This is a genomic window from Pseudoxanthomonas sp. LjRoot204_2, assembly GCF_056175765.1.
Genome location: NZ_JBGFFG010000570.1, coordinates 1 through 1,792, shown reverse-complemented (window position 1 = coordinate 1,792; position 1,792 = coordinate 1). Strand labels below are relative to the sequence as shown.

The 1,792-nt window shown below is 68.3% G+C and carries 1 protein-coding gene; it reads right to left on the bottom strand.

The features are described from left to right. Nucleotides 1-127: 127 nt before the first annotated feature. Nucleotides 128-1,792: transcription termination factor Rho (gene rho, locus AC04L7_RS17970; RefSeq protein WP_475513604.1), on the bottom strand; the 1,665-nt coding region annotated here is incomplete at its 5' end.

Here is a 1,792-nt window from a genome sequence, read left to right as displayed (position 1 = left end):
ATCGGCATCCTGATCCACCGTGCGGCCTGCAGCAGGCCGCGATGGAAGAGACAGGTCTGCAGGACGCAAGCCTCGCCCAACGAAAAAGCCCCGCATCGCGGGGCTTTTTCTTGGACGACGCGCCGGATCAGCGCTTCATCGAGCTGAAGAACTCGTCGTTGGACTTGGTGTTCTTCATCTTGTCCAGCAGGAATTCCATCGCGGCGATCTCGTCCATCGGATGCAGCAGCTTGCGCAGGATCCAGATCTTCTGCRGCAGTTCCGGTTCGATCAGCAGGTCCTCGCGGCGCGTGCCGGAGCGGTTGATGTCGATGGCCGGATAGACGCGCTTCTCGGTGATGCGGCGGTTCAGGTGCACTTCGCTGTTGCCGGTGCCCTTGAACTCTTCGTAGATCACCTCGTCCATCTTGCTGCCCGTCTCGACCAGCGCGGTGSCGATGATGGTCAGCGAGCCGCCTTCYTCSACGTTGCGCGCGGCGCCSARGAAGCGCTTSGGGCGGTGCAGGGCGTTGGCGTCCACGCCGCCGGTCAGCACCTTGCCGGAGCTGGGCACGACGTTGTTGTAGGCGCGGGCSAGGCGGGTGATCGAGTCSAGCAKGATCACCACGTCCTTCTTGWGCTCGACCAGGCGCTTGGCGCGCTCGATCACCATCTCGGCSACSTGCACGTGGCGGGCGGCCGGTTCGTCGAAGGTCGAAGACACCACTTCGCCGCGCACGGTGCGCTGCATTTCGGTCACTTCTTCCGGACGCTCGTCCACCAGCAGCACGATCAGGTGCACGTCGGGGTGGTTGGTCGTGATGGCGGTGGCGATCTGCTGCATCATGATCGTCTTGCCGGCCTTGGGCGGCGACACGATCAGCGCGCGCTGGCCCTTGCCCTGCGGCGCCATCAGGTCGAGGATGCGGCCGGCGATGTCTTCCGACGAACCGTTGCCGCGCTCCAGCGTGAAGCGGCGGCGCGGAAACAGCGGGGTCAGGTTCTCGAACAGCACCTTGTTCTTCGACGCTTCCAGCGGTTCGCCGTTGATCGTGTCGATGGTCGACAGCGCGAAGTAGCGCTCACCGTCCTTCGGCCAGCGGATGCGGCCGGCCAGGTGGTCGCCGGTGCGCAGGTTGAAGCGGCGGATCTGGCTGGGGCTGATGTAGACGTCGTCCGGGCCGGCCAGGTAGCTGGCCTCGGCCGCGCGCAGGAAGCCGAAGCCGTCCGGCAGGATTTCCAGCACGCCGTCGGCGGCGACGCCTTCACCGTGGCGGGTCAGCACCTTCAGCAGGGCGAAGATGACGTCCTGCTTGCGGGCGCGGGCGACGCCTTCCTGGATGTTCAGTTGCTCGGCGATGTCCAGCAGCTTGGGCGCGGGCATGCGCTTGAGGTCGCCCAGCGAATACTGGGGGAAGCCTTCCGGCACGTTCGGCATCGCACGCGGCACGAACTGCTCCTGCCCCCCGCCATTGCCGTCCTGCGGCATGCCGTCGTGGCCCTGGCGGTCGCGATTCCGCTCGCGGCGGTTGCGGAAGCGGTCGCGGCGGTTGTTGTTGAAGCGGTTGCCGTCGCGCTGCTCGCCGCCATCGTGCTGGCCGCCACCCTGCGCCTGCGGCGGGGCATCGCCCGGGCCGCCTCCGTCCTGGGACGGTGAGGGAGCAGGGGGCGCCGCGGGAGCGGGTGCGCGTTCGGCCGCGACCGGCGGCAGCGGGAGCGGCGGCGCCATCTCGGGCGCGCGCTCGGCCGGCGCTGCGGCGGCGTCGGCGGTCGGGGTCTTTGGGGCGCGGGTCTTGCGCACGCGCTTCTCGGC